We start from the raw sequence: 25,598 nt of genomic DNA, 5'->3' as shown, positions 1-25,598 counted from the left end.
AGCCCTTTAATAATCTATAATATTAAAGAGAAGATAAGTGAGAGGAGTGACAAGATGAAAGAACGAGACGTTCAAAAAGAACCATTAGATCAAATAACCATTCAAGAGGATGAGTCTGTAAAAGTCTTTGAAGGGTTAAAAAATTCAGCCATTATGAGTAATCCGCAATTATTAGATATACTTGATTTAAACGCTGAGCAATTAACTTATTATTTAGAAGATGCGATATTAGATAATCCATTTATCGATTTAGAGTATAGTATTGAGCAACAAATCCCTGCTTTTGAGCGCTTTGAAGGTACGAAACAAGCCGAAGAATTAAAGGAAAGTGCCCAAAGTTTAGATACGTATTTATTCGAGCAGATTTTGTTATATCGCCATACTGATATTCGTGATGCGATGGTTAAAGCGATTGAACATTTAGATGAAAGAGGCTATTTGCCATACACGGTAGATGAATTAGCCAAGAAAATCGATATGCCAGTTATCGTTACATTAGATGCGGTGACGTTAATTAAGCAACTGGAGCCCGCTGGTATAGGTGCTTATGATCTACAAGAATCGATGATGTTACAAACAGAACAAGATTTACATGCGCCAAATGTAGCTTACTACTTATTAGAAGTGTTTTTCGATGAGTTACGCGACAAAGATTACGCTGAGATTCAAGCTCAAACGCAAATTTCTTATGATGAGATTATGGAGAGTGTGAATTACTTCCATACATTGCGTACTAACCCAGCTGCTTTATTTAATCAAGTCGATAAGATTAACTTGATTCCGGATGTAACAATTACTCCGGTCGGTGAAGGTTTACAGATTCGTTATAACCGCCAATACTATCCAAAAATTTCTTTTAATCAGACTTACTTTGATGAGATGGCTGCAAAAAAAGATGAAGAACTGAATAATTATATTGAGCCGCATGAAGAAGGCTACCAACGCTTAGCAGATAACTTGCGTATTCGCGAACAGCTCATCTTAGAAGTGGTCATGTGTATGGTTAAAGCACATAAACGTTATTTCTTAGGGAAAGATGAATATAAGGCAACGTTATCGATGAAGGATATTGCGAAAGAAACCCGCTTACCTGAGCCGATTGTGTACCATATTGCATCGAATAAGAATATCGAATTTAACAAGCAAGTTTCAGCCTTTACAGACTTTATTAATACATCCCGTTCACTAACACGTGATGGATTGTCTGCAAATTATATTAAAGATACGATTAGCCAAATAATTGATGATTCTGATCGAGAGCTCACGGATGAAGAAATCGTAAGCATCTTACTCGAAGATAAAATCATAGTAGGCCAACAAATTGTTAAAAATTACCGTAAAAGTTTAGGTAAATAAACAAAAGCCCGTCACCTTTTTACAGTGTGACGGGCTTTTACTATGTCATAAATTATTATTCAGAATCTGAAGAAGTTTCGCCTTCAGAATCTGCGAGCGAGAAGATACTCGTTGTACTATTATTTAAATGATACGGCGTTAATGTATCAGCCTCTCCATCGTAATGAGCTAAGAGTACTAAACGGTTTTCTAATTGGCTGAGAGCTTCATTTAGGACTAAAATATCATGTTCCTCAATTAAATCCTCAGCTTCTTCATAAGGCATACCAACAACGATACGCGCGATATAATTTGTTTCGCCACCTAATTCAAGCGAAATTTGGTCCACGGTAATATCAAGGGGCTCGTAGACTTCATTTTCACTGAATGTTTCTTGAAGTGTTTCGATCGTTTCAGGATCTATTTTTTCATAATTCATTTCTTTTTCGTCTTCTGGCATCGCTTCTGTGTAGAACTCATCGATGGCTACACGTAAGTCGCTAATGGGAATTGAATCAGGTAACGTTGTCGCAGGGTAGCGATCTTGTCCAATAACTGTTTCGTTAAAGACATTGTCAAAGGTATTATTTGCTGGCGTTGATTCAGTTGCCTCTTGAGCAACTTCCTCACTTTGACTTTCTGTTTGCGTTTCTTGATTTGGAGTCGTGACACTTTCAGGTTCACTCGTAAAGTAACTACACCCACTTAAAGTGAAAAGTAGAGTGAGTAGTAAAAGTTTCTTCATATATATTTCCTTTCGACATGCATATTCTTGTAAAATTGTATAAGCATTGTAACATGAATCTATAACAGAAAGATAACAAGTATATTGCAATACACGTTAAATAAGGGATAAATAAAGTATTATGAGACAATTCAAATAGTTTTCTCATAGAATTGTAGCTTTTTTAATCAATAAGTTGTAGTATATGACTATGATTTTATTATTGGAAGGATGAGAGTTTTGACTAAGATAACACCAGAAACGATTAATTGGGGCGAGTTAGGCTTCGGATATATTGATACGGGAAAAAAATTCCGTGCATATTATAAAGATGGCGAGTGGTCTGAAGGACGTATTGAAACAGAAAAGAATGTCTTCATCTCTGAAGCATCAACAGCACTTCATTACGGACAACAAGCCTTTGAAGGAATGAAAGCTTACCGCACTAAAACAGGCAAAATTCAATTATTCCGTCCAGAATTAAATGCACAACGTTTAATAGATTCAGCTGAAAAATTACTAATGCCAGCGTATCCAGAAGAAGATTTTATTAACGCAATTCATGAAGTTGTACGTGCCAATGAAGAGTGGGTCCCTCCTTATGAAAGTGGAGCGACTTTATATATTCGTCCATTATTAATTGGAATCGGCGATACAGTTGGGGTTCAACCTGCAAAAGAATATTTATTCACTGTTTTTGTGACGCCTGTGGGACCGTATTTTAAAGGTGGAATGGCGCCGTCTAAATTCTTAGTGAGTGATTTTGACCGTGCGGCACCAAGAGGAACGGGAGCACAAAAAGTTGGTGGAAACTATGCAAGTAGTTACTTACCAGGAAAACTTGCGAAGGACCAAGGGTATAGTGACGCGATTTATTTAGATCCAGCGACTCATACGAAGATTGAAGAAGTTGGTTCTGCGAATTTCTTCGGTATTACAAAAGATAATAAATTTGTCACACCTAAATCGCCATCGATTCTACCAAGTATTACGAAACGTTCGTTAATTTGGTTAGCAGAAAACCGTTTAGACTTAGAAGTTGTCGAAGGCGATGTTTATGTGGATGAATTAGACCAGTTCAGTGAAACGGGAGCTATGGGTACAGCTGCGGTCATTGCGCCAATCAGTTCAATTACGCATGGTGATAAAGAGTATACTTATACAGACGGTGTTAAAGTAGGGGAAATTACCCAACAACTTTATGCTGAATTAGTAGGAATTCAAAAGGGTGACGTTGAAGCACCTGAAGGCTGGGTTCAAACCGTCGATGTAACTAAATAAGTTTATTAAAGCTGCACTATCGTTTGATAGTGTAGTTTTTTTATTAAAGTATAATTATTTATTAAATATAACGGTTATATATTGAACCCCTTAAAAATGATTGGTAATATACTAAACAGTCAAATTTCAAGGGAGGGAATATCGATCGTTATTATTGTTAATTTTATTTGGTTTATTATAAAAAGCGTGGGCAAGTTTCTTTTAACCGTTGTTTCATTAGCTGCCCTAGCTGTGATTGGAATTAACTTGTTTGTTATTCTCTCAACAAGTTCGAATGTCGTCGATGCGAACGAAATAAATCAAACTATGAATGATGATGTGCCAATCCTTGTACTTGGAGCGGGCGTTGTAAATAATGAATACCCGAGTCAAATATTAGCGAATCGTTTAGATAAAGCATATGAAATTCATTTGGAGAATCCAGATAATCCGCTGATTATGAGTGGAGATCATGCGGACCAATACTACAATGAGGTCGGCGTTATGAAACAATATCTAGTCGACAAAGGGGTGCCAAGTGAGCAAATTTATTTAGATCATGCAGGTTATTCCACACATGCAAGTTTATACCGATTAAAAGAAGTGATTGGTTTGGATCAAGTTGTGATTGTCACTCAAGGTTACCACCTTCCGCGAGCTCTACTACTTGCTAAAGGCTTAGGCTGTGAGGCGCTTGGGGTAGCTGCTGAAGAAGTAAATTCTACTCGCTTTGAACGCGAATTTAGAGAGGTATTTGCTAGGTTGAAGGATTTTGGGATTGTTTACCTAGGATATGAAGATGATCAACCGGAGATGAATCTCGGCTTTAGTCTCAAACACTCAGGTGATTTAACCGACACCAAAGAAGAATTAAATTAAAATGAGAATTCAATTAAAAACAAATTGACTTGAGTCACATAATAGCGTAATATGAATTTAACAATTTATCTTATACCATCTTGGTTAGCGACAACAAGAATAAACGGTGCATAAATTGATTCAACGACATCACTTGAAAGTCCGTTTAGTTAAATCTGAACGGGCTTTTTTAGATTAAAAGGAGAGATTCATTTGACAAAAATCATCGCATTTGGTGTGACACCAGAAGAAGCAGAGGTAATGGAGCAATGGTCGAAGGCGCATTCGATTCATGTCGAAATGACACCAGAATATATAACGCCAGAGACAGTTCACTTAGCAGAAGGCTTTGATGGGATAACGAATATGCAAGCTTCCGATATTGTAGAGCCTGTCTACTCGAAGCTCAAAGAATTGGGGATACCAGTTATTGCTCAAAGAAGCGCTGGTTATGAGATGTATGATATAAAAGCAGCGAGTGATAATGATGTCATCATTACAAATGTTCCAAGTTACTCTCCAGAATCAATCGCAGAGTTTGCTGTTTATGCTGCCATGCGTCTCATTCGAAATAGTGATGAAATTGACCAAAGAGTGGCATCACAAAACTTCACTTGGGAGCCAAGCATTCGAAGTCATTCGATTCAAAGCTTAAAAGTGGCTGTGATTGGTGTCGGTCGAATTGGATCAAGAGTAGCCAAAATCTACAAACATGGCTTTGGAGCTGAAGTGGTCGGATATGATATTGTCGAACGTGAAGAGTTCAAAACACACGTAGCTTATCAACCTGACTTGCAAACAGCAATCAAAGATGCTGATATTGTGAGCATCCACATGCCGTTGACTGAAGATAATTACCACCAGTTTAACCATGATTTATTCAATCAGATGAAGCCTGGCGCGACTTTAATCAATGCAGCTCGCGGTAAGATAGTGAATACCCAAGACTTAATTGAAGCCATCGATCGTGGACAAATTAGAAATGCTGCCTTAGATGTTTATGAAGATGAAGGTCCGTTTATTCCTAAAAATTGGGAAGGGAAGACAATTGAAGATGAAGTTTTCCTTCAAATTCTGAATCATCCAAAGATTCATTACACACCACATATTGCTTACTATACAGATATTGCTGTTCAAAATTTAGTTGAAGGTGGATTAAACTCAGCTTTAGAAGTAATCAAAACGGGAACAAATCAACATCGTGTGAATTAAATGATAAGAAGATTATAATAAACTTGAAATATGTGTTGACTTTTAATAATGAGTCAGTTATATTAGATACAACAAAAACGTACTGAAAGGAACATTCTCGATGACTAAACATCTTTGCATACAATTATCAGCATATTTTTACAGCTACTTTAGATAGTGTTTGTATCTGACAACGATAGATACAAACCGTAAACGTTAACGTTTGTATCTATGAGGAGCTGTCAATTATGATGCCCGCATAGATAAATAATCGAAAGATTAAAATCTAAAGCGGGTGTATCAAAGAGGTTCACCTATATAGAGGATAAGAGAAGTTCTTTACCCCTGTTAGATTTTAATCAAATCTGACAGGGGTTTTTTGTTATAAAAAATAGGAAAAAATGGAGGAATAAATTATGTATCGATATTTAAAAACAGCCTTAGTTTCATTATTAGCATTAGGTACAATCGCAGCGCCAATGTCTGCAGAAGCACAAGATCAAGAAGCAATTAACGTAGGTGTCCTTCAATTTGTAGAGCATGAATCATTAGACCAAAACTATCAAGGTTTCATTGATGGCTTAGAAGAAGCCGGTTATGTTGAAGGTGAAAATCTTATTTTAAATTATTTAAATGCATCAGGAGACACAGCAAACTTACAATCTATGAGTGAGAATGTGACGAACAGTAGTGATTATATCTTCGCTATTGCAACTCCAGCCGCTCAAGCTATTGCGAACGTTGAACAAACGAAACCCGTATTGTTCTCATCAGTCAGTGATCCGGTTGGTGCTGGTTTAGTCGAAAACTTAGAAGACCCAGAAGCAAATATTACAGGTACAACAGACGCTGGTCCAATTGAAGACCAAGTTGCCTTACTACAAGCAGTTGTTCCTGACGCAGAGCGTGTTGGAATCATCTATAACTCAGGTGAAGCAAACTCAGTGAGTGAAGCGGAAAAAGCAACAGCCACTTTAGAAGAAGCAGGCATTGAAGTAGTGGAAGCAACTGTGACTTCAACGAATGATATCTCTCAAATCATGAGTGGCTTAGTTAATGATGATGTTGATGCAGTATTTACGGTAACTGATAACACCATCGCAAGTGCGATGTCACTGGTTGGAGATTTGGCATTAGAAGCTGAGCTACCAATTATCGGTGGATCAAAAGATATGACGTTAGCAAATGGATTAACGACATACGGTTTAGATTATTATGAACTAGGTAAACAAACAGCGGGAATGTTAGTGGAAATCATTGAATCAGGTGAGATTATCCCAGTTGAATCTGCAGATGCTTTAGAATTAGTTGTTAATGAAGAAAATGCAGAAACATTAGGTCTGGACCTATCTAATATTAGTTTAGGTTCAGAAGAAGAAAATACAGAAGAATCTGAAGAAGAGAGCTCTGAAGATTCCGAATAAAAGATAAGGAGAATTCAAAATGAAAAGTCGATTTAAATTTATTAATATTATAACTACCGTCGTATTAGCTTTACTTCCAATATTAGCAGGTGGTCAAGCAGTCAAAGCGCAAGAAGAAACAATCAATATTGGTGTCGTTCAATATGTAGAGCATGAAGCTTTAGATGCAGTTCTGAAAGGTTTTCAAGAGACACTAGAAGATTCTGCATACGGCGACCGTATTGAATGGGATATTAATAATGCAAGTGGTGACCAAGCGAGTCTTCAATCATTAAGTGAAAAAGTTGCACGTGATAACGATATACTCTTTGCCATTGCAACACCCGCAGCTCAAACTTTAGCATCAGTTGAACAAGTGAAGCCAATCTTTATAGCAGCAGTAACGGATCCAGTTGAAGCCGGTTTAGCAGACTCTATGGAAGTACCTGGAGGAAATATTACGGGTACAAGTGATATGGCTCCGATTGAAGAACAAGTCGACTTATTAATACGAAATTTTCCAGATGTTAAAACAGTAGGATTAATTTATAACTCAAGTGAGGTCAACTCACAAGTTCAAGCGGGTGTAGCCGTTGAATTACTTGAAGAGCAAGGGTTAGCGACTGAGGTTCAAACAGTGATTAGTACGAACGATATTGCACAAGTGATGAATGCACTTGTTGGGAATGTCGATGCAATGTTCATGGTAACGGATAATACGATTGATAGTGCGATTACTTTAGTTGGAGATATTGCTAAAGAAGCGGGAATCCCAACAATCGGTTCATCAGATTCGGTAGTACGCACAAACGGATTAGCAACATTATCAAACTCTTATGAAGACTACGGAGTTCAAACAGCAGAAATGGTTATTCGCATGTTGGATGAAGATTTAAACCCTGGAGAAATGGAAATTGAATTAGGGAAAGATTTTCAAATCATAGTGAACGAAGATTTTGCTGAAGCCATCGGTGTCGATCCGTCAACGATTGAATAGGAGCATATAAAATGAAAAAAATAATTCAATTAGTTTCAATCATTGCCTTAGCGTTCTTATCTATTTTTCCAGCAACTCAAACGGTTAAAGCCCAAGATGAACCAATTAAAATCGGTATCTTACAGCATGTCAGTCATGAAGCTTTAGATGACACACGTGACGGCTTTATAGAGCGCATCGATGAGCTATTAGATGGGAATGTCGAGTGGGACTTACAAAATGCGAACAGCGATATGACAACATTACAGTCATTATCAGAGAAAGTCGCGCGTGATAATGATATTATCTTTGCGATTGCCACACCAGCTGCACAAGCTTTAGCATCTGTTGAAGAGGAGAAGCCAATATTTTTTGCAGCAGTAGCAGCACCCGTTGAAGCCATGTTAGTTGATTCAATGGAAGCACCCGGACGTAATTTAACTGGAACGACAAACTTAGGTCCAATTGCCGATCACGTAGATTTATTAGTACAAGTTGTACCTGATGCACAAAACATCGGAACAATTTACAATTCAAGTGAAGTTAACGCACAGCATCAAGTTGATATTGCGACAGAAGTTATCGAAGAAAAAGGACTAAATCATATTGTCCAATCAGTAACGAACACGAATGATATTGCGCAAGTCATGGCTGCTTTAGTTAATGAATCCGATGCAATTTTATTAGTGACTGATAATACGATTGATAGTTCAATCTCACTTGTAGGTGATATCGGAAAAGAAGCTGGTTTAGCGTTAATTGGTTCATCTGACTCAACAATTAATGCCAATGGTTTAGCAACAATTTCAAACTCTTACTTCGACTACGGTGTACAAACAGCTGACATGGTTAAGCGTATGTTAGATGAAGATTTATCTCCAGCTGATATGCCAGTTGAAGTTGGTAATAACTTTGAGTTAGTTGTAAATGAAGAATTCGCAGAAGCTGTTGATATTGATGCAAGTTCAATTCAAATAGATTAGTGCTTATTCATTAAAATATGGTAAGATAATATAGATTTTTAAAATTTATTAAAGGAGTATGTTTAACTTATGATTCTAGATGTTATTTCATCAAGTTTTAGCCAAGGGGTTGTATGGGCAGTCATGGCTATTGGGGTATACATTACCTTCAGATTACTTGATATCGCAGATTTATCAGCCGAAGGAGTGTTCCCCTTAGGGGGCGCCATCGCAGCCATTTTAATTACAAATGGTCTTAACCCATTTTTCGCAACTGCTGCAGCTTTCGCAGGTGGGGCAGCCGGTGGTTTACTCGCAGGTTGGATACACACAAAACTTCATATCCCACCACTATTAACGGGTATTTTACTTCAAACAGGTTTATATTCGGTTAACTTCCAAGTCATGGGTGGACGTTCAAACTTAGCTTTACTTGGTCAAGAAACGATTTTCACACCAATGGAAGATATGTTTGGTTTCAGTAAAAATATGTCCGTAACAGTTCTTGGTTTGATTATCCTAGCGATTATCATTATTTTATTAGTTCTGTTTCTACATACTGAAATGGGTCTATCGCTTCGAGCAACTGGGGATAACCCACGAATGAGTGAAGCAAACGGGATTAATACAAACCGCATGAAGACTTTAGGCTATATTATTGGTAACGGGTTGATTGCCTTAAGTGGTGCAATGGTAGCACAAAAAGACGGCTTCGCTGATCTAAGTATGGGAATTGGTACCATTGTTATTGGACTTGCCTCAGTTATTATTGCTGAAGTAGTAATTCCTAACCAATCAATTGGTTTCCGTTTAACTTCAATCATCTTAGGTAGTTTCATTTACCGCTTAATTATTGACTTTATTTTAAACCAACCATGGATTGATATTCGACCAACAGACTTACGTCTATTCTCTGCTATTTTACTTGGATTTGTATTGTATTTCCCACAAATTCAAAGACATTTTGGTAGTCGGAAGAAGAGCGCAGTGAGTGGAGGTGCGAAATAATGACTGAAGAAAGAAAAATCAAATTAGAACTATCAGGCATTCAAAAATCATTCGAACGTGGAACAGTGAATGAGAATCATGTTCTTAAAGGCATCGATTTAACACTTTATGATGGAGATTTCGTAACGGTTATTGGTGGTAACGGTGCGGGTAAATCAACTTTACTAAATACAATTAACGGTTCACTTACTCCTGATGAAGGATCAATTAAAATTAATTACGAAGACGTGACACGCCTTCCGATGAACAAACGTGCAGACTCAATTGGGTACGTGTTCCAAGATACTAAGATGGGAACAGCCGCGCGTTTAACGATCCAGGAAAATATGGCGCTAGCAAATCGCCGTGGTTTAAAACGTGGCCTTCGTAAAGGTGTCAAAGAAGCGGATCGCCAACAAATGATCGAACGCTTGAAGATATTAGATTTAGGACTAGAAGACCGTTTAACTACGGACGTTGCTTACTTATCTGGTGGACAACGCCAAGCGCTAACGCTATTAATGGCAACATTACGTAAGCCACAAGTATTACTACTTGATGAGCATACGGCAGCTCTAGACCCTAAGACAAGTGAAATGGTTCTCAGATTAACAGATAGAATTGTGAGCGAACAACAATTAACTGCATTAATGATTACCCATAATATGAATGATGCGGTAAAATACGGTAACCGTCTGATTATGCTCCACCAAGGTAGAATAATCCTTGATGTGAGCGGAGAAGAGAAGAAAAACTTAACGATTGATCGTTTAATGGAACTCTTCCGTCAAGAATCAGGTGAAACATTAGCATCTGATGCAATGTTATTATCTTAATTAGAAACATATTCCAATATACCGGCCAGCAGTCTGCAAATTGTAACTGCTGGCCGGTTTTTGTGATGGGTTTGGAGGTGGGAGTGGGTTAATAGGACATGTCATGTGTTGACCTGTCCAGTTAGATGTTTAATTTCCCGTGTCATGAGATGACCTGTCCTGCTTACTGTCCAATTTCCCCTGTCATGTGTTGGCCTGTCCTGTTAACCGTCCAATTTCCACTGTCATGAGGTGACGTGACCAGTTAGCTGTCCAATTTCCCCTGTCATGTGTTGACCTGTCCTGTTAACCGTCCAATTTCCACTGTCATGAGATGACCTGTCCCGTTAGGTGTTTAATTTCCCGTGTCAAGAGGCGACGAGTCCTGTTAGGTGTTTAATTTCCCGTGTCAAGAGGCGACGTGTCCCGTTAGGTGTTTAATTTCCCCTGTCATGAGATGACGAGTCCAGTTAGGTGTTTAATTTCCCCTGTCATGCGATGACGTGTTCTGTTAGCCGTCCAATATCCCTTGTCATGAGATGACGAGTCCAGTTAGGTGTTTAATTTCCCCTGTCATGTGTTGACCTGTCCTGTTAACAGTCCAATTTCCCCTGTCACCAAATGACCCGTCCCATTAACCATCCAACAAACCATGTCAACACCCAATACCCCCATCAACATCCTTTCCTAAATTTATATTCAATAAATCCTACATTTTCTATTGCAATATTCCTTATACATGGTAAAATTTTGACAGGTTAAAGGGACTTTTAAAGTAATCCAGAGAGGTTACTAAAGACTTCATTTTATAGAGGGTATTGCGTTGAGCGAGCCATCAATTTACATATGAACTTCTTTAAAGCCCTGTTTTTGCTAAGGGCTATTTATTTTGTCCAAAGTGAACCTAAACAAAAAGGAGCTGTTTATATGGAAAATTCAGGAAAAGAAAAAAGAATGTTGTTGGATGTGCATGAGAAGCCATTTTTAATACCTGGTTTATTATTAAGTTTCCAACATGTGTTTGCGATGTTCGGTGCGACAATTTTAGTGCCTTTAGTATTAGGTTTACCAGTGTCGACGGCACTTTTAGCAAGTGGGGTTGGGACGCTGATTTATATGGTTGTGACTCAGTTTAAAGTACCGGTATATTTAGGTTCATCATTTGCTTATATTACAGCGATGTCATTTGCGATTGATCAAATGGGCGGAAGTATTGATGCAGCTCAAACTGGAATTATGTTAGTTGGACTTGTTTATGTTGTTGTAGCATTTATCATACATAAAATCGGAAGCGGCTGGATTAATAAATTATTCCCACCAATCGTTATTGGTCCGATGATTATAGTTATCGGATTAGGCTTATCAGCGACAGCAGTTCAAAATGCTGGTTTTATTGAAGGTGGGGATTGGAGACAAATTCTAACGGCAGTGGTGACATTTGCAGTAGCTGTATTTGTTACATTTAAAGGAAAAGGTTTTGCGAAAGTGATTCCATTCTTAATCGCAATTATTGTGGGTTATATTGTGGCGATTTTACTAGGGATTGTTGATTTAACACCGGTTCATGAAGCAAGTTGGTTTGCGTTACCAGATATCCGCCTACCATTTGGAAACAGTCCAGATCGATATAACTTCTACTTTGGTGCTGAAGCATTAGCGATTATTCCAATTGCGTTTGTAACAATTGCGGAGCATATGGGAGATGTCATGGTTCTGGGAGAAATTACGGGGCATGATTTTATTAAAAAACCTGGTTTAGACAGAACTTTAGCCGGTGATGGAATTGCCTCTTTATTCTCGGCTTTCATTGGAGGACCAGCCAATACAACTTACGGGGAAAATACAGGAGTTATTGGTATGACAAAAGTTGCGAGTATATCAGTCATTCGTAACGCTGCTATTATTGCAATTATCATCAGTTTCTTAGGTAAATTTACGGCTCTAATTTCGACAATTCCTCAATCAGTTTTAGGTGGAATGTCAATCTTACTTTACGGGGTTATCGCAAGTAATGGGTTAAAAGTTTTAATCAGTAATAGAACAGACTTCAACCAATCACGTAACTTAATTATCGCAAGTGCGATGCTAGTTATTGGTTTAGGTGGGGCAGTTCTTGAAGTAGGTTCAGCCTTAGTTATTTCAGGGACGGCTTTAAGTGCGATTGTTGGAATTATCTTAAACTTAGTTTTACCTGCCGAAGAAAAATAATATCCGCCTTAAGTTGGATGTCAATTTATCAAATTATGTGATAATAAATATACGCTAATCTACAAACCGAAACGTTCAGAGCGTTTCGGTTATTTTTTATTCATCTTAAATTAATGTCAGTATTATATAATCATTACAAGTTGTCGGATGCAAAGAAAAATGGTAAATGTGGTATAATTATAGTGATTTCAACTAAGGAGGAATACATATGTATATGGATTGGACTTACATTTTAGTCCTTATCGGGATGGGAATTGTTATGTTTGCACAAAATCGTGTGCAATCGACATTCAATAAATACGATCAATTAGATACAGAAAAAAGAATTACAGGGAAGCAAGCAGCAGAGCATATCTTGCAAACAGCCGGAATATCTAACGTAAAAGTGGAACAAGTAAGAGGGCGTTTAACTGACCATTATGACCCTAGAAATAAAGTATTACGCTTATCAGAAGCAACTTATAATCAAACTTCAGTAGCTGCTGTAGCTGTAGCAGCCCATGAGGTTGGACATGCGATTCAAGATCAAAAAGATTACGCCTTCTTAAAAGTAAGAAGTGCGATTGCACCGGTCGTTCAAATTGGGTCATCTATCGCGATGCCTTTAATTTTAATTGGTTTATTATTTCAATTTACTGGTTTAGTGAATATTGGGATTCTTGCTTTTGGTTTAGTTGTCGTTTTCCAATTAGTCACTTTACCCGTAGAATTTGATGCAAGTAAAAGAGCCCTAGCGATTTTAGGGGATACAGGGGTATTTGTGCAGGAAGAAGTGCCCGCAGCGAAAAAAGTGTTAGATGCAGCGGCTTTCACATATATTGCAGCCACGTTAAGTACGGCGCTCCAGTTAATACGACTCATTCTAATATCGAACCGCAGAAGATAAGAATGAATTGGAAGGGATGGTAGATTGTGAGCTTATGGAATAAAATCACACAAAGAAAAGCGAATCGAGATATCGCGAATAATTTAATGGAGAAGACTCAGCAAGAAGTGGACCGCATTGAACCCATTAATATTTTAGTTGCTGGAAAAACAGGAAGCGGTAAAAGCACTTTAATTAATGCTGTCTTCCGGGAAAAATTAGCAGAAACCGGTGTTGGACAACCGATCACTCAACATGTTGAGAAAATTACTAAAGAGGGTGTCCCACTGACTTTGTATGACACAAAAGGTTTAGAACTTAATCCTGAAGCGCAGCATGAAGTTTTACTGGCACTTTCAGATTTAATTAAATCACAAAAAGAAAAAGGTCCTCATGAAGCCATTGATATAGTTTATTACTGTATTAACAGTACAATGGCGCGGATTGAGCCATTTGAAATAGAGTTAATTGAAGCAATGGCTGAGCATGTGCCTGTGTTACTAATCTTGACGCAAGCGATTGGTGAGAAGAATAGTGATTTTGAGAAATATTTAAACGAGCTTGATATGCCAGTTCAGTCAATTATTCCATTGTTAGCGAAAACGTATTTGATACGTGGTGAACAAAGAATACCCGCCTATGGATTGCAAGAATTAATTGATACAACACTTGAAGTGGTACCAACAGAGGTTCACAAGGCTTTTATCAACGCCCAACAAATAGATTTGAACATTAAAGTGGAACACGCTAGGCGTTGGGCAAATAAGTATGTAGCTTCTGCTTTTGGGGTTGGTTTTTCACCGATTCCGATTTCCGATGCCACGCTCCTTGTGCCGATGCAAATTACAATGTTAGCGCACATTACATCTATATTTGGTTTGTCATTGGACAAATCACAAATTGTGTCAATTATTGCAGGGATTGGCGGGACTGGTGGGGCGACTTACTTCGGTAAAATCCTCGTCTCATCAGCTTTTAAACTCATACCAGGTATCGGGACAGTTGCTGGTGGGATGATCTCTGGGACAACTGCAAGTGTATTGACTGTAGCTTTAGCTTTCAGTTATATTGAAGTACTTCGTCAAATTGCGATCGCTGAAATTATTGGACGCGATATGAAGATTAAAGAAATTCAACAAATAATGAACAAAAATTTATCTGAACAACTTGATGTTGTTTACGAAAATCTACCTAAAGACATTAAAGAAAAATATCTACCTGAATGGTTAAGTACATTTTTAAATCAATAGACGCTAGAGTAAAGTGATTGTTTCCAATATGTTGGAAACAATCACTTTTTTTGTATAAATTAAAAAGAATCTTTGAAAAAGTTTGTGATTAAGTATACAATGATACCATCTTAAAATAATAAAAAAGGAGGGATATAATTTGATTAAAAAATATATTTACATCATCTGCGGGTTTATTACGTTTGCGATAGGTTTTATCGGGACTATCTTACCTGTATTGCCGACGACGCCCTTTTTATTATTAGCCGGTTTCTTTTTTGCACGAAGTTCAGAACGCTTTACGAATTGGTTGCAACAAACTAAAATGTATCAGTTTTACGTATCAGATTACGTTGAAACTAAATCTATTCCACGTAAAAAGAAATACAAAATGCTTGTCAATATCGTGATTTTAATGGGCATATCAATTTATTTCGCACCAATCATGTTTGTAAAAATAATCTTAGCTTTATTAATGTTAGGCATTCTATATGTCTTGTTCTTAGTCGTTCCTGACAGGGAAGAGTCATATCATTGCAACGAAAAAAACACGAGCCACACCGGAAATTAATCCGAAGTAGCTCGTGTTTTTCTATTTTATTTCACGTCGTTTGAATAGACTGACTCCGATGAACATAAAGATAGCAAAATAGATCAAGGCTAACCATGGTGTGAAATCAACCCCTTGAATCATGATTGGATTATCTGGACTTAATTGGGTAAAGATGTAAGGTTCAATCATTTCGATAAACTCAAAGCGCAGTGACAAGAGTTGTAAGATTAAAGGTAAGGCAACGATACCTAGTATCGTTAAATTCATTAAAGCATTGCTCGTTGAGAAGAAATATATGATTTGAAAAAGTGCCAAGTACATTAACCAAATAGGTAAGTAACTAAAAACTGTTTCCATAAATAAAATCTCATAATAAATCGAGATTCCTCCATTGAAAATCATAGAACCGGCAATCGCAAATCCAGAGATAGCTATAAATAAAAAGCAAAAGGCTAAGAATAGACTACTCAAGTATTTAGTTAAATAAATCTTCACTCGGGAGTGTCCTGTACTCACTGTATTAATTAAAGTACGGTTTCTCGTTTCGTCGTGATAAGCCGTATTGCCTAGACCAATTAATAGGAAAATAGCGGTACTTGTCATTAATGGGATAAAGGCAAAGTAAATTAAGGTCTCTGCCGGTAGGACTTGAATAATCGGGCGAACGCCTTCTTCTAACCAAGTGCCGAGATAGAAAATTATTGGAATGGCTGCACCCAGTAATAAACCAACAAGTAACCAAATTTTTGGTGCAAGACGGGTTGAAAGTTGGTATAATTCAGCTTTAAATAATCTCATCATTAGAATGCGCCTCCTCAGTTAAATTAATAAACATCTCTTCAAGATTATGAGATTTACGCGATAAATGAGAAAGTTTCAGATTGTTCTTCACTAACGTATCAGCGATATCGCTAGCTTCAATATTAGCGTCAAATACATGAATCACGCCGTCAGCTGTTACTTCAAATTCAGTTGTATTTAACTCTATTTCAAGCAGTTGGCTAGCTCGGTCAGTGTCATCTACTTTAATCTCAAAGTAACTTTGCAGACGTTCTTGTAATTCTTCTTTTGTGAACTCATCGATTTTCTTACCATGGTTTACGATTACAAAGCGGGTCGCTAAGTTTTCTAACTCCGAAAGAATATGGGATGAGACAAGAATAGTTAAATGTGTTTCTTTAGCTAATTTTTGCAGTAACTTCCTCACTTGAATAATACCTGCGGGGTCGAGACCATTGGTTGGTTCATCAAAGACAAGCAGTTCAGGTTCATGAATTAAAGCTAAAGCAATGGCTAAACGTTGCTTCATACCTAATGAGAAACCTTTAAATTTCTTGTTTCCAACATCGGCCAAGCCGACAAGTGTTAATAGTTCGTCGATGCGGTTCTTATCTTTAACGCCTCTTTGAATCCGATAGAACTCTAAATTTTGTTTAGCGGACATTTCCGGAAAGAAGGCAGGGTCTTCAATAATCGTCCCTAAATACTTGCGATTTTCCCTTAAACCGGTCGCATCTAAGGAACCAAATAACTTTAAGTCCCCATCATAAACGGGAGTCATCCCGGTAATAATTCGAAATAAAGTTGTTTTTCCAGCACCATTGGGACCCGCGACACCTACGATTTCACCTTTGTTCACTTTTAAATTAAAGTGGTCTAACGCTTGTTGTTTTCCGTATTGTTTAGATACATTGTTCACTTCTAATACTAGCGAATTTTTCATTTTCTTATCCTCTCATTCGCATGATTGGCTATGCGATCATTTCTAATTAAATATACGTGACTTGAATGCATTTTTCATAGGTCTCTAGTTGTATATTGAAATATATGTGAATTATTCAGACTATTTTTTAACACACTTAATCCTTTTATATATAATAACACCGTCAAACAATAAATACGAAGAGTAAGGTATATAATTGTGTGCTTTTTCATATGATTAAATTGTCATGTTTAATAGTCTTGACTTTCGTAAACTTCGGGAGTAACATAGTGAAAGTCTAAATAGTAACCATTACATTTAAGAGAGGTTAATCATTATGAAATTATTTAAGAAATTTATTTTATTTATTGTTGCTTTTGCTTTAATCGTACCTGGAGTTAGCGTTCATGCCCAAGACAAAAAGACGGTAATGACTACATTTTATCCAATGTATTACTTAGCGAGTCGAATAGGTGGAGAGGCTATCAATGTTGAGATGCTCTTAGAAAGTGGACAAGATGCGCATTCGTATGAATCTACGGCTAAAGATGCTGTGGCAGTTCAAGAGGCGGATTTATTCATCTATCAAGATGATGAGATGGAGTTTTTTGTCAGTGATTTATTAAGTATTGTTGACCAAGAGGCAACGCAAGTGCTTGAATCAACGGAAGGCATCGAATTATTATCAGGTGACCATAACCATGAAGAAGAGGAACATGATCATGAGCATGAGGAAGGCCATGAAGAGGAACACGACCACGAACATGACCATGAACACGAAGAAGGTCATTCGCATGAGTTTGATCCGCATACGTGGTTAGATCCAAACTTTTACTCTCAGCAGGCAGAGAATGTCAAAAATGCTTTAATTGAACTCGATCCAGCGAATGAAGCAACTTATACTGAGAATGCGGCAAAACTATCTGAAGAATTAACAGCATTGAATGAAGAATTTAATGTCGGTTTAGCTGATCTAGAGAACCGAACAATTGTCGTTCAACATGAAGCTTTCGGATACTTAGCTCATGCTTATGATTTAGAACAATTAGCCATTAGTGGGTTAGCGAATAATGCCGAACCAAGTGCTAAACAGTTAGCTGAAATGACCAATGTAGTGAACGAGAGAAATATCCAAGTTATCTATGTTGACCCGACAACATCAACGACTATTTCAGAAACAGTGAGCCAAGCAACCGGCGCAGAGTTACGACCATTAAGAACGTTGGAATTCATTACAGAAGAAGAAATTGAGCAAGGTGAGGATTATTTCAGTATAATGAGAGAGAACTTAGCCCAATTAACGAAATAAAACGAACAATTAGAAAGGTGTAACATTATGTCTCTATTAGAAGTGCATGACTTATCATTTTACTATGATGATGAGAAAGTGCTAGACAGCATTAACTTTACAATTGAACCTGGTGAATTTGTTATCTTAACCGGGGAAAATGGTGCAGCAAAATCAACTTTAATTAAAAATATACTCGGTTTGTTAAACCCAGCAACGGGACGAGTGATCTATTCAAAACTAAACCAATTTGGAGAGAAGTTATCTATAGGATATGTTCCGCAAAACGTAACGTCTTTCAATGCGGGTTTTCCAAGTACCGTTCAGAAATTAGTTGAATCCGGTCGTTACCCAAAAGGCCGTTGGTTCAAAAAGCTTGACGACACAGACTATGAACATGTGGATCGAGCTTTGAAATCTGTCGGGATGGATCATTTAAGAGACCGTAAAGTCGGGGAATTATCCGGCGGTCAAAAGCAGCGAATTAATTTGGCTCGTACTTTTGCAATGGACCCAGACTTTTTCGTCCTTGATGAGCCGACAACCGGGATGGATGTCGCGTCAAGAAAATCCTTCTATAAATTATTACGCCATACATCTAAAGTTCATGGGAAAGCGATTCTTATGGTCACACATGCAGATAATGAACTTGATGGCTTTTTTGATCGTGAAATTCGACTTGTTAGAGAGGGGGGAACACCATGGAGTTGCTTCAGTATGACTTCATCCAACGCGCATTAATTGCGGGTGTGGCGATTTCCTTTATTACACCAATCATCGGCTTATTATTAATTTTACGTAGACAGTCATTATTAGCCGATACTTTATCGCATATTTCCTTAGCAGGAGTGGCTTTAGGAATGTTCCTGCAAGTAGATCCAACGCTTTCGACATTATTATTTGTTGTCGGGGCATCGATTATCATTGAATACTTAAGAACGATTTACAATACCTTTTCAGAGATTTCCGTTGCGATTATGATGTCAGCCGGAATGGCGATAGCCTTAGTATTGGTGAGTTTGAACTCGAACTCAGGTAATTTCCAAATTGATCAATATTTATTTGGTTCAATCTTATTAATTTCGCCAAGTGAAGTAAAAATTCTAGTTGGGCTCTCAATTACTATTGTCATCTTCTATCTAATCTTTAGAAGAACGCTTTATGTGATGAGTTATGATGAGGCGACGGCTTATACAAGTGGCTTACCAGTTCGCTTGATTTCAATTATTTTCTCAGTATTTACGGGGGTTGCGATTAGTATAATGATGCCGATTGTTGGGGCATTGCTTGTGTCAGCTTTAGTCGTTATCCCATCTGCAACGGCCATTAAAATATCGGATAGTTTTGGGAAGTCGATTGTAATTGGTATTATCATTAATTTAATTGGAATATTTGCTGGAATATTTGCCAGTTACGAATACGATACACCACCAGGAGCGTCGATTACCTTAGCGTTTATCGTGATTTTTGTCATTGTTTCGTTGGCTACTTACTTTGTGACTTTACGCAAACGTAAACAGAATAATCCATCGTAAACTTTAAAGCCAAGCTCGTGAGAGTTTGGCTTTTTTGTGTCATTTTATATAGAGTGTGTCATTGTCACAAAGAAGTGTGCCAAAGTTCCTAGTTGCTTGCTATTGAAGCGTTACCAAAAAGTCTATATTATAATAATTGAATACAAATTAAATTAAGGAGGCGTCGTTGTGGATAATACAAAAAATAATGCAGGGCTGAAAGCAAAAGTCCAGAAACTCGGTAGTTACTTAAGTAGTATGGTTATGCCAAATATTGGAGCGTTTATTGCGTGGGGTGTTTTAACAGCCCTATTCATTCCGGATGGATATTTCCCGAATGAAGATTTTGCAGGCATTGTAGGGCCGATGTTAACTTACTTACTTCCAATCTTAATTGGGTACACTGGAGGTAAGATGGTACATGGTGATCGCGGAGCGGTCGTAGGTGCGATTGCAACAGTAGGTGCGATTGTTGGGTCAGATGTAACGATGTTTATTGGTGCAATGGTGATGGGACCTTTAGGTGGTTGGTTAATCAAGAAATTTGATGAGAGATACCAAGATAAGATTCCATCTGGTTTTGAGATGTTAGTCAATAACTTCTCATCTGGTTTAATTGGATTTGCATTAGCATTAATTGCTTTTGTGGTTGTTGGACCAGTTGTTGCTAGTTTAACGTCAATGATTGGTGTTGGGGTAGAAGCCTTAGTTCAAGCAGGCTTACTACCATTAGCAAATATTCTTATCGAACCAGCGAAAGTTTTATTCTTAAATAATGCGTTGAACCACGGTATCTTTACACCTCTTGGTTCTGAGCAAGTAGCTGAAGCAGGAAAATCAATTCTATATCTATTAGAAACTAACCCTGGACCAGGTTTAGGGGTACTACTTGCTTTCATGTTCCTTGGTAAAGGATCTGCAAAAGGTTCAGCACCGGGTGCAGCGATTATTCATTTCTTAGGTGGGATTCACGAAATTTATTTCCCATACGTTATGATGAAACCATTATTATTCTTAGCAGTCATTGCTGGGGGTATGACAGGGACATTCGTATTCTCTCTATTTGATGTTGGTCTTACAGGTGCAGCGTCACCAGGTTCAATTGTTGCGATTACAGCGATGACTGCTCAAGGTAGTCACTTAGGCGTTTATGCAGGTGTGATAGCTTCAGCAATTGTGTCATTCTTAATTGCAGGTGTGATTATTAAATCAGATCGTAAAGCCGGTGTCGATGATACATTTGAAGAACAAGTAGCAGCGACTCAAGCAGCAAAAGCATCTTCAAAAGGTCAAAGTACAGATGTAGAAGCATTATCAGATTCTGCACCAGCCTTTGAAGAGATTGACCAAATTATCTTCGCTTGTGATGCCGGAATGGGGTCAAGTGCTATGGGAGCTTCATTACTTCGTAAGAAAGTGAAATCTCAAGGAATTGATATTAAAGTAACGAATTCAGCGATTAATAACTTAAAAGATGATTCGAAAACTTTAGTCATTACTCAAGAAGAATTAACAAATCGTGCGCGCAAACAATCACCATCATCGACTCACTTATCAGTTGAGAACTTCTTAGATGGCGATCGTTACGATGAGATTTTAAATGATATGTACAAAAAATCAGATGAGCCAGTGGCAACAAATGAGCCTGAAAAAGTGGCTCCGGCTCCAGTAGTAGCTGATTACAGTGCAGTGAAACAAGTTGTTGTCGCTTACGACGGTAAAGTTGGAGCGAGTACAATGGCAGCGTCACAATTACGTAATCACTTCACGAAAAAAGGAATCACAATTCCAGTTGAAGCGAAAGATATTACAGCATTAACGAATGATGCGTCAATACTTGTAATCGCAACACCGGAAGTTGGAGAGAAAGTTCGTCAGCAATATGCTAACGTCATGGTTGAGTCTTATGATAAACTATTAGATGAGAGTCATTACAACCAGTTAATTGAATATTTTAATTAAAAAACACTAACGTTAGGAGGGGTGAAATGTTCTTAACAGATCGAGAAAGACACATATTGTCAATTTTGCTGGATGCACCAAGCGGTGTAAAGGTAAGGGAATTGACGGACTTACTAGATGTAAGCCGTCGGACTGTGTATCGTGAATTATCGACTCTGGAAGAAACTTTAGCCCATTCTAACGTTTCTATTATTAATCAGAGGGGAATCGGTTATCAATTAGAAGGCGAACAAGACAATATTCATTCACTGAGGCTTCAAGTTGAAGACAAACATCCAAGCGAGATGTCGATTCCAGAACGTCAACGGGCTGTATCATTAAGACTTTTATTGAGCCAAGAGTTGACAATGGAAGCTTTGGCAGATGAATTAATGGTTAGTCAAAGCACGATTCAAAGTGACTTAGCCGATGTTGAAGAAGAACTTGAGCGATTTGATGTATACATTGACCGAATAAAGTTCCAAGGTATAACCGTTTTGGCGACCGAGCGAAAGCGTCGTGAGATAGCCAGTCGACTTATTTATGGAAGTGTTGAAGATTATGATTTTTTTAAATATCTAAACAGTTTAAAAGAAGACCGAGATAGTAAATTTAATGATTATTTTCTATCAATACTCTCACCAGACTCATTATATTATGCGAATGAGTCAATTAATCATGATTCAAGCCACCAATTTAGTAAGGTGACAGATAATCAATTACAACATGTGATTATCATGATTGCGATGACGATTGATCGGATTCAAGCGGGGCATTTAATCAACGAACCTATTCCAGCTAAAGCTATCTCCCAAGAGATTATCTATTTAGCGCATGAGATTTTAGGTTATATATCATCAAAAATCGCACTTGCGATTGATTTGGATGAACGACACTTTATTGCTTTGCAACTTGAGGGGTTGAATTATAAGACAAGTCAAAGTATCTTTTTTGAAACCTTTGACTCGCAGTTGACTTATCAAGTCAAAGAGCTCATAAGAGTTGTTACAGAGCACACTGGGAATGATTTCCGATATGATGATAGTTTATTTTATGATTTAGTTGCTCATATTCAGGCAACTTTAAAGCGCCCAGTTTTGCTGGATTACAAACTAGATACTCCCGTATTAAAACGTATCAATGAAGAATATCCAAACTTAGCCGTCGCTTTAGATATGGCTTGGGATGAAGTGTTCGATGGACATATGCTGACCAATGATGAAAAAGCTTATATTGTGATACACTTTGCGACAAGTCTTGAAAGACATCCGAGTATCCAGCGTGAAGTAAATGCGATTGTCGTTTCTTCAAGCGGTGTGGGGACTGGTAAGATTTTAGAAAGTCGGTTGAAACGCTACTTACCCGAAATTAATTCTGTGACAGTGATTCAATTATCTAGGTTACAACATGTTGATTTTTCTAATTATCAATTAATCTTATCAACAATTTATTTATCTGGGATGGAACGCGATTATCGTGTGATATCACCGCTTTTAACCGATAAAGAAATTGAAGGCATTCGAAAAGATATTCAAGCAATTAGTCGACAAAGTGAGTCTAAATATATGCAAGTTGCGGTCCAAACAGACGTGGAGTTCAACCAGTTGTATGATTATTTACAAGACGCCAAATTAATATTAGATCAAATTAGTGTGTTACATATTGAATCACAAGAAACGGTTGAATTAACATTAGAACTTATTATTAACTCACTTGATAAAAATATAATTTTAGATGCTAACCGTGTATGCCGCGAGGTGAATGAGCGCTATTTAAAAGCACCGATTGGGATTCCCAAGTCGAGTGTTGCGTTGTTCCATAGTTCGAATCAGTGGGTCAAGCAGCCTTATTTTAGTATTTATGAATTAGATCAGCCTTTCGCATTAATAGGGATGGATGGTCAAGAAATTCAATTGAAACGGATGCTATTAATGATTGCACCGGAGAAGATGAGCGCCTATCAACAACAATTATTAGGGCTGATCAGTTCATCTATTATTGAAAGTGATATCAATACAGTTATTTATGAACAGGGTACAGAAGAAGAGGTATACCAGTTAATCAGTTCACTTTTTGTTAGAGAAGTGCAACATTTACACTAAAGGAGAGATAAACATGGAGTTAAAAACGAAAAATATATTATTAGATCAGTCGTTTTCAACTAAAGAAGACGCGATAAAAGCGGTTGGAAAACTATTAGTTGAAGATGGTTCAGTTGAGGAAAGTTATATCGACTCAATGTTGGCACGTGAACAAGTTGTTACAACTCATATGGGGAACTTTGTGGCGATTCCACACGGAACAGACGAAGGAAAAGAATTTGTTAAAGCAACTAGCATTACGATTGCACAAGTACCTCAAGGGGTAAACTTTGCACCCGGTGAATCTGAAGAGAAAATGGCCATGATGATTTTCGGTATTGCAGGCGTTGGGAATGAACATTTAGATGTACTATCTAAAATTGCCGTATTCTGTTCAGATGTTGAAAATGTTGTTCGCCTTGCGAATGCTAATACAGCTGAAGAAATTATCGCCATGTTTGAGGAGGAAGAAGTTTAATGAAAGCAGTTCATTTTGGAGCAGGAAATATTGGCCGCGGTTTTATCGGAGAAATCTTATCAAAAAATGGTTTTCACATTGATTTTGTTGATATTAATGAATCAATCATCAATGCCTTAAAAGAGAGTAAAGAGTATGATATAGCATACGCAGCCAAAGATGGAGAAACAATTCACATTGATAACGTTGATGGGTTGAATAACGGAACAGAACCTGAAGCAGTCGTCGAAGCGATCGCTTCAGCGAATCTAGTAACAACAGCTATCGGACCCAATGTTTTACCATATATCGCAGAATTGATCGCTCAAGGGATTCAAGCGCGTCAAGCGGCAAATATTACCGAAGGGATTGATATTATCGCGTGCGAGAATATGATTGGTGGCTCTGACTTCTTACGCGAGAAGGTTGAAACGTTTTTAACTGAAGATAATTCGGCTTATGTTGAGAAATACGTTGGTTTCCCTAATGCAGCAGTTGACCGTATCGTACCTGATCAACACCATGAAGATCCATTATTTGTTTCGGTTGAGCCATTTAGAGAATGGGTTATTGATACGACAGCTTCTAAAGCGACAGATATTCGTTTAGAAGGCGTGCATTATGTTGAAGATTTAGAACCCTTTATCGAACGTAAGTTATTTTCTGTTAATACGGGGCATGCGACGGTTGCATATGCCGGGGCTTTCTATGGTTACAAAACAATTGATGAAGCAATTAGTGACGAGCGCATCTTAAACTTATTACAAAATGTACTGAAAGAAACAGGTGCATTATTAATTAATAAATGGAACTTCGATGCGAAAGAACATAAAGCATATGCTCAAAAGATTGTTGGACGTTTTGAAAATCCGCATATTTCAGATGACGTAACACGTGTGGCTAGAACGCCTATCCGCAAATTAGGGCCTAATGAACGATTCATTCGTCCAATTCGCGAAGCAAAAGAACGTGACTTAGAGTACCAAAACTTAATTGATGTTGTCGGCATGATTTTTCACTACGATAATCCAGAGGACAAAGAAAGTGAACATCTACAAGCGATGTTGAAAGAGCAGTCGATTGAGCAAGTAGCCCGTACTGTTACAGAGATTGACGATGAGATTATCTTAAATCGTATTGTGGCAGCGGAAGCAAATTTAAGTAAATAATATTACTTCAATAAAAAATCATGAGATTGCTTCGCAATCCGAATGACATTTAAAACACTGTGCACCATTTTCTTGTTATA

General features: G+C 37.7%; 23 protein-coding genes. 20 read left to right on the top strand and 3 right to left on the bottom strand.

Going from position 1 to position 25,598, the window contains the following annotated elements; translation table 11 throughout:
* The first annotated feature begins 54 nt into the window (after positions 1-54).
* Positions 55-1,356, top strand: a complete 1,302-nt coding sequence (locus ACFO5Y_RS05785; RefSeq protein WP_138404288.1) for an RNA polymerase factor sigma-54 — start codon at positions 55-57, stop codon at positions 1,354-1,356.
* 55 nt (positions 1,357-1,411) lie between these two features.
* Here ACFO5Y_RS05785 and ACFO5Y_RS05780 read toward each other — a convergent pair whose 3' ends face one another.
* Positions 1,412-2,080 carry a hypothetical protein gene (locus tag ACFO5Y_RS05780; RefSeq protein ID WP_138404287.1) on the bottom strand — a complete coding sequence of 223 codons (669 nt, stop codon included), beginning with the start codon at positions 2,078-2,080 and terminating at the stop codon, positions 1,412-1,414.
* 219 nt (positions 2,081-2,299) lie between these two features.
* Here ACFO5Y_RS05780 and ACFO5Y_RS05775 point away from each other — a divergent pair, with 219 nt between their 5' ends.
* The 12 genes from ACFO5Y_RS05775 to ACFO5Y_RS05720 all read left to right on the top strand — a co-directional run bounded on the left by ACFO5Y_RS05775 (position 2,300) and on the right by ACFO5Y_RS05720 (position 15,384).
* Positions 2,300-3,340: a branched-chain amino acid aminotransferase gene (locus ACFO5Y_RS05775; protein WP_380706375.1), complete on the top strand. Its 1,041-nt coding sequence runs from the start codon at positions 2,300-2,302 to the stop codon at positions 3,338-3,340.
* 186 nt (positions 3,341-3,526) lie between these two features.
* The gene (locus tag ACFO5Y_RS05770; protein ID WP_197103876.1) at positions 3,527-4,198 is read left to right on the top strand and encodes a SanA/YdcF family protein; all 672 of its coding nucleotides are present in this window, start codon (positions 3,527-3,529) and stop codon (positions 4,196-4,198) included.
* 192 nt (positions 4,199-4,390) lie between these two features.
* A complete protein-coding gene (locus ACFO5Y_RS05765; protein WP_269434907.1) occupies positions 4,391-5,389 on the top strand; it encodes a D-2-hydroxyacid dehydrogenase in 999 nt (332 codons plus the stop codon).
* 395 nt (positions 5,390-5,784) lie between these two features.
* Positions 5,785-6,792: an ABC transporter substrate-binding protein gene (locus tag ACFO5Y_RS05760; protein ID WP_197103875.1), complete on the top strand. Its 1,008-nt coding sequence runs from the start codon at positions 5,785-5,787 to the stop codon at positions 6,790-6,792.
* Positions 6,793-6,811: 19 nt separating this feature from the next.
* Complete coding sequence (locus ACFO5Y_RS05755) at positions 6,812-7,768, top strand: ABC transporter substrate-binding protein (RefSeq protein ID WP_197103874.1); 957 nt, start codon at positions 6,812-6,814, stop codon at positions 7,766-7,768.
* A gap of 11 nt (positions 7,769-7,779) precedes the next feature.
* Positions 7,780-8,730, top strand: coding sequence for an ABC transporter substrate-binding protein (locus ACFO5Y_RS05750; RefSeq protein WP_197103873.1), 951 nt, complete (start codon positions 7,780-7,782; stop codon positions 8,728-8,730).
* Between the two features lie 69 nt (positions 8,731-8,799).
* Positions 8,800-9,717: an ABC transporter permease gene (locus ACFO5Y_RS05745; RefSeq protein ID WP_197103872.1), complete on the top strand. Its 918-nt coding sequence runs from the start codon at positions 8,800-8,802 to the stop codon at positions 9,715-9,717.
* Positions 9,717-10,532 (top strand): ABC transporter ATP-binding protein, encoded by an 816-nt coding sequence (locus ACFO5Y_RS05740; protein ID WP_197103871.1) that lies wholly within the window; start codon positions 9,717-9,719, stop codon positions 10,530-10,532. The genes ACFO5Y_RS05745 and ACFO5Y_RS05740 overlap by 1 nt, the downstream gene beginning before the upstream one ends.
* 906 nt (positions 10,533-11,438) lie before the next feature.
* Positions 11,439-12,719 carry a uracil-xanthine permease family protein gene (locus ACFO5Y_RS05735; RefSeq protein ID WP_197103870.1) on the top strand — a complete coding sequence of 427 codons (1,281 nt, stop codon included), beginning with the start codon at positions 11,439-11,441 and terminating at the stop codon, positions 12,717-12,719.
* A 208-nt stretch (positions 12,720-12,927) separates the two neighbouring features.
* Complete coding sequence (locus ACFO5Y_RS05730) at positions 12,928-13,605, top strand: zinc metallopeptidase (RefSeq protein ID WP_197103869.1); 678 nt, start codon at positions 12,928-12,930, stop codon at positions 13,603-13,605.
* A gap of 26 nt (positions 13,606-13,631) precedes the next feature.
* Positions 13,632-14,834: a YcjF family protein gene (locus ACFO5Y_RS05725; protein ID WP_197103868.1), complete on the top strand. Its 1,203-nt coding sequence runs from the start codon at positions 13,632-13,634 to the stop codon at positions 14,832-14,834.
* Positions 14,835-14,976: 142 nt separating this feature from the next.
* On the top strand, positions 14,977-15,384 hold the full coding sequence (locus ACFO5Y_RS05720) for a YbaN family protein (RefSeq protein WP_197103959.1): 408 nt from the start codon (positions 14,977-14,979) through the stop codon (positions 15,382-15,384).
* A 21-nt stretch (positions 15,385-15,405) separates the two neighbouring features.
* On the opposite strand, the gene ACFO5Y_RS05715 is transcribed toward ACFO5Y_RS05720, so the two are convergent.
* Together ACFO5Y_RS05715 and ACFO5Y_RS05710 are read right to left on the bottom strand one after the other, a co-directional pair.
* Positions 15,406-16,167: a hypothetical protein gene (locus ACFO5Y_RS05715; protein ID WP_197103867.1), complete on the bottom strand. Its 762-nt coding sequence runs from the start codon at positions 16,165-16,167 to the stop codon at positions 15,406-15,408.
* Positions 16,151-17,089: an ABC transporter ATP-binding protein gene (locus tag ACFO5Y_RS05710; RefSeq protein WP_197103866.1), complete on the bottom strand. Its 939-nt coding sequence runs from the start codon at positions 17,087-17,089 to the stop codon at positions 16,151-16,153. The genes ACFO5Y_RS05715 and ACFO5Y_RS05710 overlap by 17 nt, the downstream gene beginning before the upstream one ends.
* A 316-nt stretch (positions 17,090-17,405) precedes the next feature.
* Between ACFO5Y_RS05710 and ACFO5Y_RS05705 the strand changes: the two genes are divergently transcribed.
* The 7 genes from ACFO5Y_RS05705 to ACFO5Y_RS05675 all read left to right on the top strand — a co-directional run bounded on the left by ACFO5Y_RS05705 (position 17,406) and on the right by ACFO5Y_RS05675 (position 25,518).
* On the top strand, positions 17,406-18,377 hold the full coding sequence (locus ACFO5Y_RS05705) for a metal ABC transporter solute-binding protein, Zn/Mn family (protein WP_197103865.1): 972 nt from the start codon (positions 17,406-17,408) through the stop codon (positions 18,375-18,377).
* A 27-nt stretch (positions 18,378-18,404) separates the two neighbouring features.
* Entirely contained in the window at positions 18,405-19,097 is a 693-nt protein-coding gene (locus ACFO5Y_RS05700) for a metal ABC transporter ATP-binding protein (protein WP_138404274.1), read from the top strand.
* Entirely contained in the window at positions 19,058-19,891 is an 834-nt protein-coding gene (locus ACFO5Y_RS05695) for a metal ABC transporter permease (protein WP_138404273.1), read from the top strand. Before ACFO5Y_RS05700 ends, ACFO5Y_RS05695 begins: the two co-directional genes overlap by 40 nt.
* A 168-nt stretch (positions 19,892-20,059) precedes the next feature.
* Positions 20,060-21,832 carry a PTS mannitol transporter subunit IIBC gene (locus tag ACFO5Y_RS05690; RefSeq protein WP_331459501.1) on the top strand — a complete coding sequence of 591 codons (1,773 nt, stop codon included), beginning with the start codon at positions 20,060-20,062 and terminating at the stop codon, positions 21,830-21,832.
* A gap of 26 nt (positions 21,833-21,858) precedes the next feature.
* The gene (locus ACFO5Y_RS05685; protein WP_197103864.1) at positions 21,859-23,913 is read left to right on the top strand and encodes a BglG family transcription antiterminator; all 2,055 of its coding nucleotides are present in this window, start codon (positions 21,859-21,861) and stop codon (positions 23,911-23,913) included.
* Between the two features lie 13 nt (positions 23,914-23,926).
* The gene (locus ACFO5Y_RS05680; RefSeq protein ID WP_197103863.1) at positions 23,927-24,370 is read left to right on the top strand and encodes a PTS mannitol transporter subunit IIA; all 444 of its coding nucleotides are present in this window, start codon (positions 23,927-23,929) and stop codon (positions 24,368-24,370) included.
* Positions 24,370-25,518, top strand: a complete 1,149-nt coding sequence (locus ACFO5Y_RS05675) for a mannitol-1-phosphate 5-dehydrogenase (RefSeq protein ID WP_197103862.1) — start codon at positions 24,370-24,372, stop codon at positions 25,516-25,518. Before ACFO5Y_RS05680 ends, ACFO5Y_RS05675 begins: the two co-directional genes overlap by 1 nt.
* Positions 25,519-25,598 lie beyond the last annotated feature (80 nt).

Source organism: Ruoffia tabacinasalis (assembly GCF_042652985.1).
Taxonomy (GTDB): domain Bacteria; phylum Bacillota; class Bacilli; order Lactobacillales; family Aerococcaceae; genus Ruoffia; species Ruoffia tabacinasalis.
This window is presented reverse-complemented; position numbering and strand designations above follow the sequence as displayed.

Excerpts from the sequence above, each read along its gene's own strand:
- ACFO5Y_RS05785 (WP_138404288.1), top strand. The coding sequence starts at position 55 with ATGAAAGAACGAGACGTTCAAAAAGAACCATTAGATCAAATAACCATT.
- ACFO5Y_RS05780 (WP_138404287.1), bottom strand. The coding sequence starts at position 2,080 with ATGAAGAAACTTTTACTACTCACTCTACTTTTCACTTTAAGTGGGTGT.
- ACFO5Y_RS05760 (WP_197103875.1), top strand. The coding sequence starts at position 5,785 with ATGTATCGATATTTAAAAACAGCCTTAGTTTCATTATTAGCATTAGGT.
- ACFO5Y_RS05755 (WP_197103874.1), top strand. The coding sequence starts at position 6,812 with ATGAAAAGTCGATTTAAATTTATTAATATTATAACTACCGTCGTATTA.
- ACFO5Y_RS05750 (WP_197103873.1), top strand. The coding sequence starts at position 7,780 with ATGAAAAAAATAATTCAATTAGTTTCAATCATTGCCTTAGCGTTCTTA.
- ACFO5Y_RS05745 (WP_197103872.1), top strand. The coding sequence starts at position 8,800 with ATGATTCTAGATGTTATTTCATCAAGTTTTAGCCAAGGGGTTGTATGG.
- ACFO5Y_RS05740 (WP_197103871.1), top strand. The coding sequence starts at position 9,717 with ATGACTGAAGAAAGAAAAATCAAATTAGAACTATCAGGCATTCAAAAA.
- ACFO5Y_RS05735 (WP_197103870.1), top strand. The coding sequence starts at position 11,439 with ATGGAAAATTCAGGAAAAGAAAAAAGAATGTTGTTGGATGTGCATGAG.
- ACFO5Y_RS05730 (WP_197103869.1), top strand. The coding sequence starts at position 12,928 with ATGTATATGGATTGGACTTACATTTTAGTCCTTATCGGGATGGGAATT.
- ACFO5Y_RS05715 (WP_197103867.1), bottom strand. The coding sequence starts at position 16,167 with ATGATGAGATTATTTAAAGCTGAATTATACCAACTTTCAACCCGTCTT.
- ACFO5Y_RS05710 (WP_197103866.1), bottom strand. The coding sequence starts at position 17,089 with ATGAAAAATTCGCTAGTATTAGAAGTGAACAATGTATCTAAACAATAC.
- ACFO5Y_RS05705 (WP_197103865.1), top strand. The coding sequence starts at position 17,406 with ATGAAATTATTTAAGAAATTTATTTTATTTATTGTTGCTTTTGCTTTA.
- ACFO5Y_RS05700 (WP_138404274.1), top strand. The coding sequence starts at position 18,405 with ATGTCTCTATTAGAAGTGCATGACTTATCATTTTACTATGATGATGAG.
- ACFO5Y_RS05695 (WP_138404273.1), top strand. The coding sequence starts at position 19,058 with ATGGAGTTGCTTCAGTATGACTTCATCCAACGCGCATTAATTGCGGGT.
- ACFO5Y_RS05685 (WP_197103864.1), top strand. The coding sequence starts at position 21,859 with ATGTTCTTAACAGATCGAGAAAGACACATATTGTCAATTTTGCTGGAT.
- ACFO5Y_RS05680 (WP_197103863.1), top strand. The coding sequence starts at position 23,927 with ATGGAGTTAAAAACGAAAAATATATTATTAGATCAGTCGTTTTCAACT.
- ACFO5Y_RS05675 (WP_197103862.1), top strand. The coding sequence starts at position 24,370 with ATGAAAGCAGTTCATTTTGGAGCAGGAAATATTGGCCGCGGTTTTATC.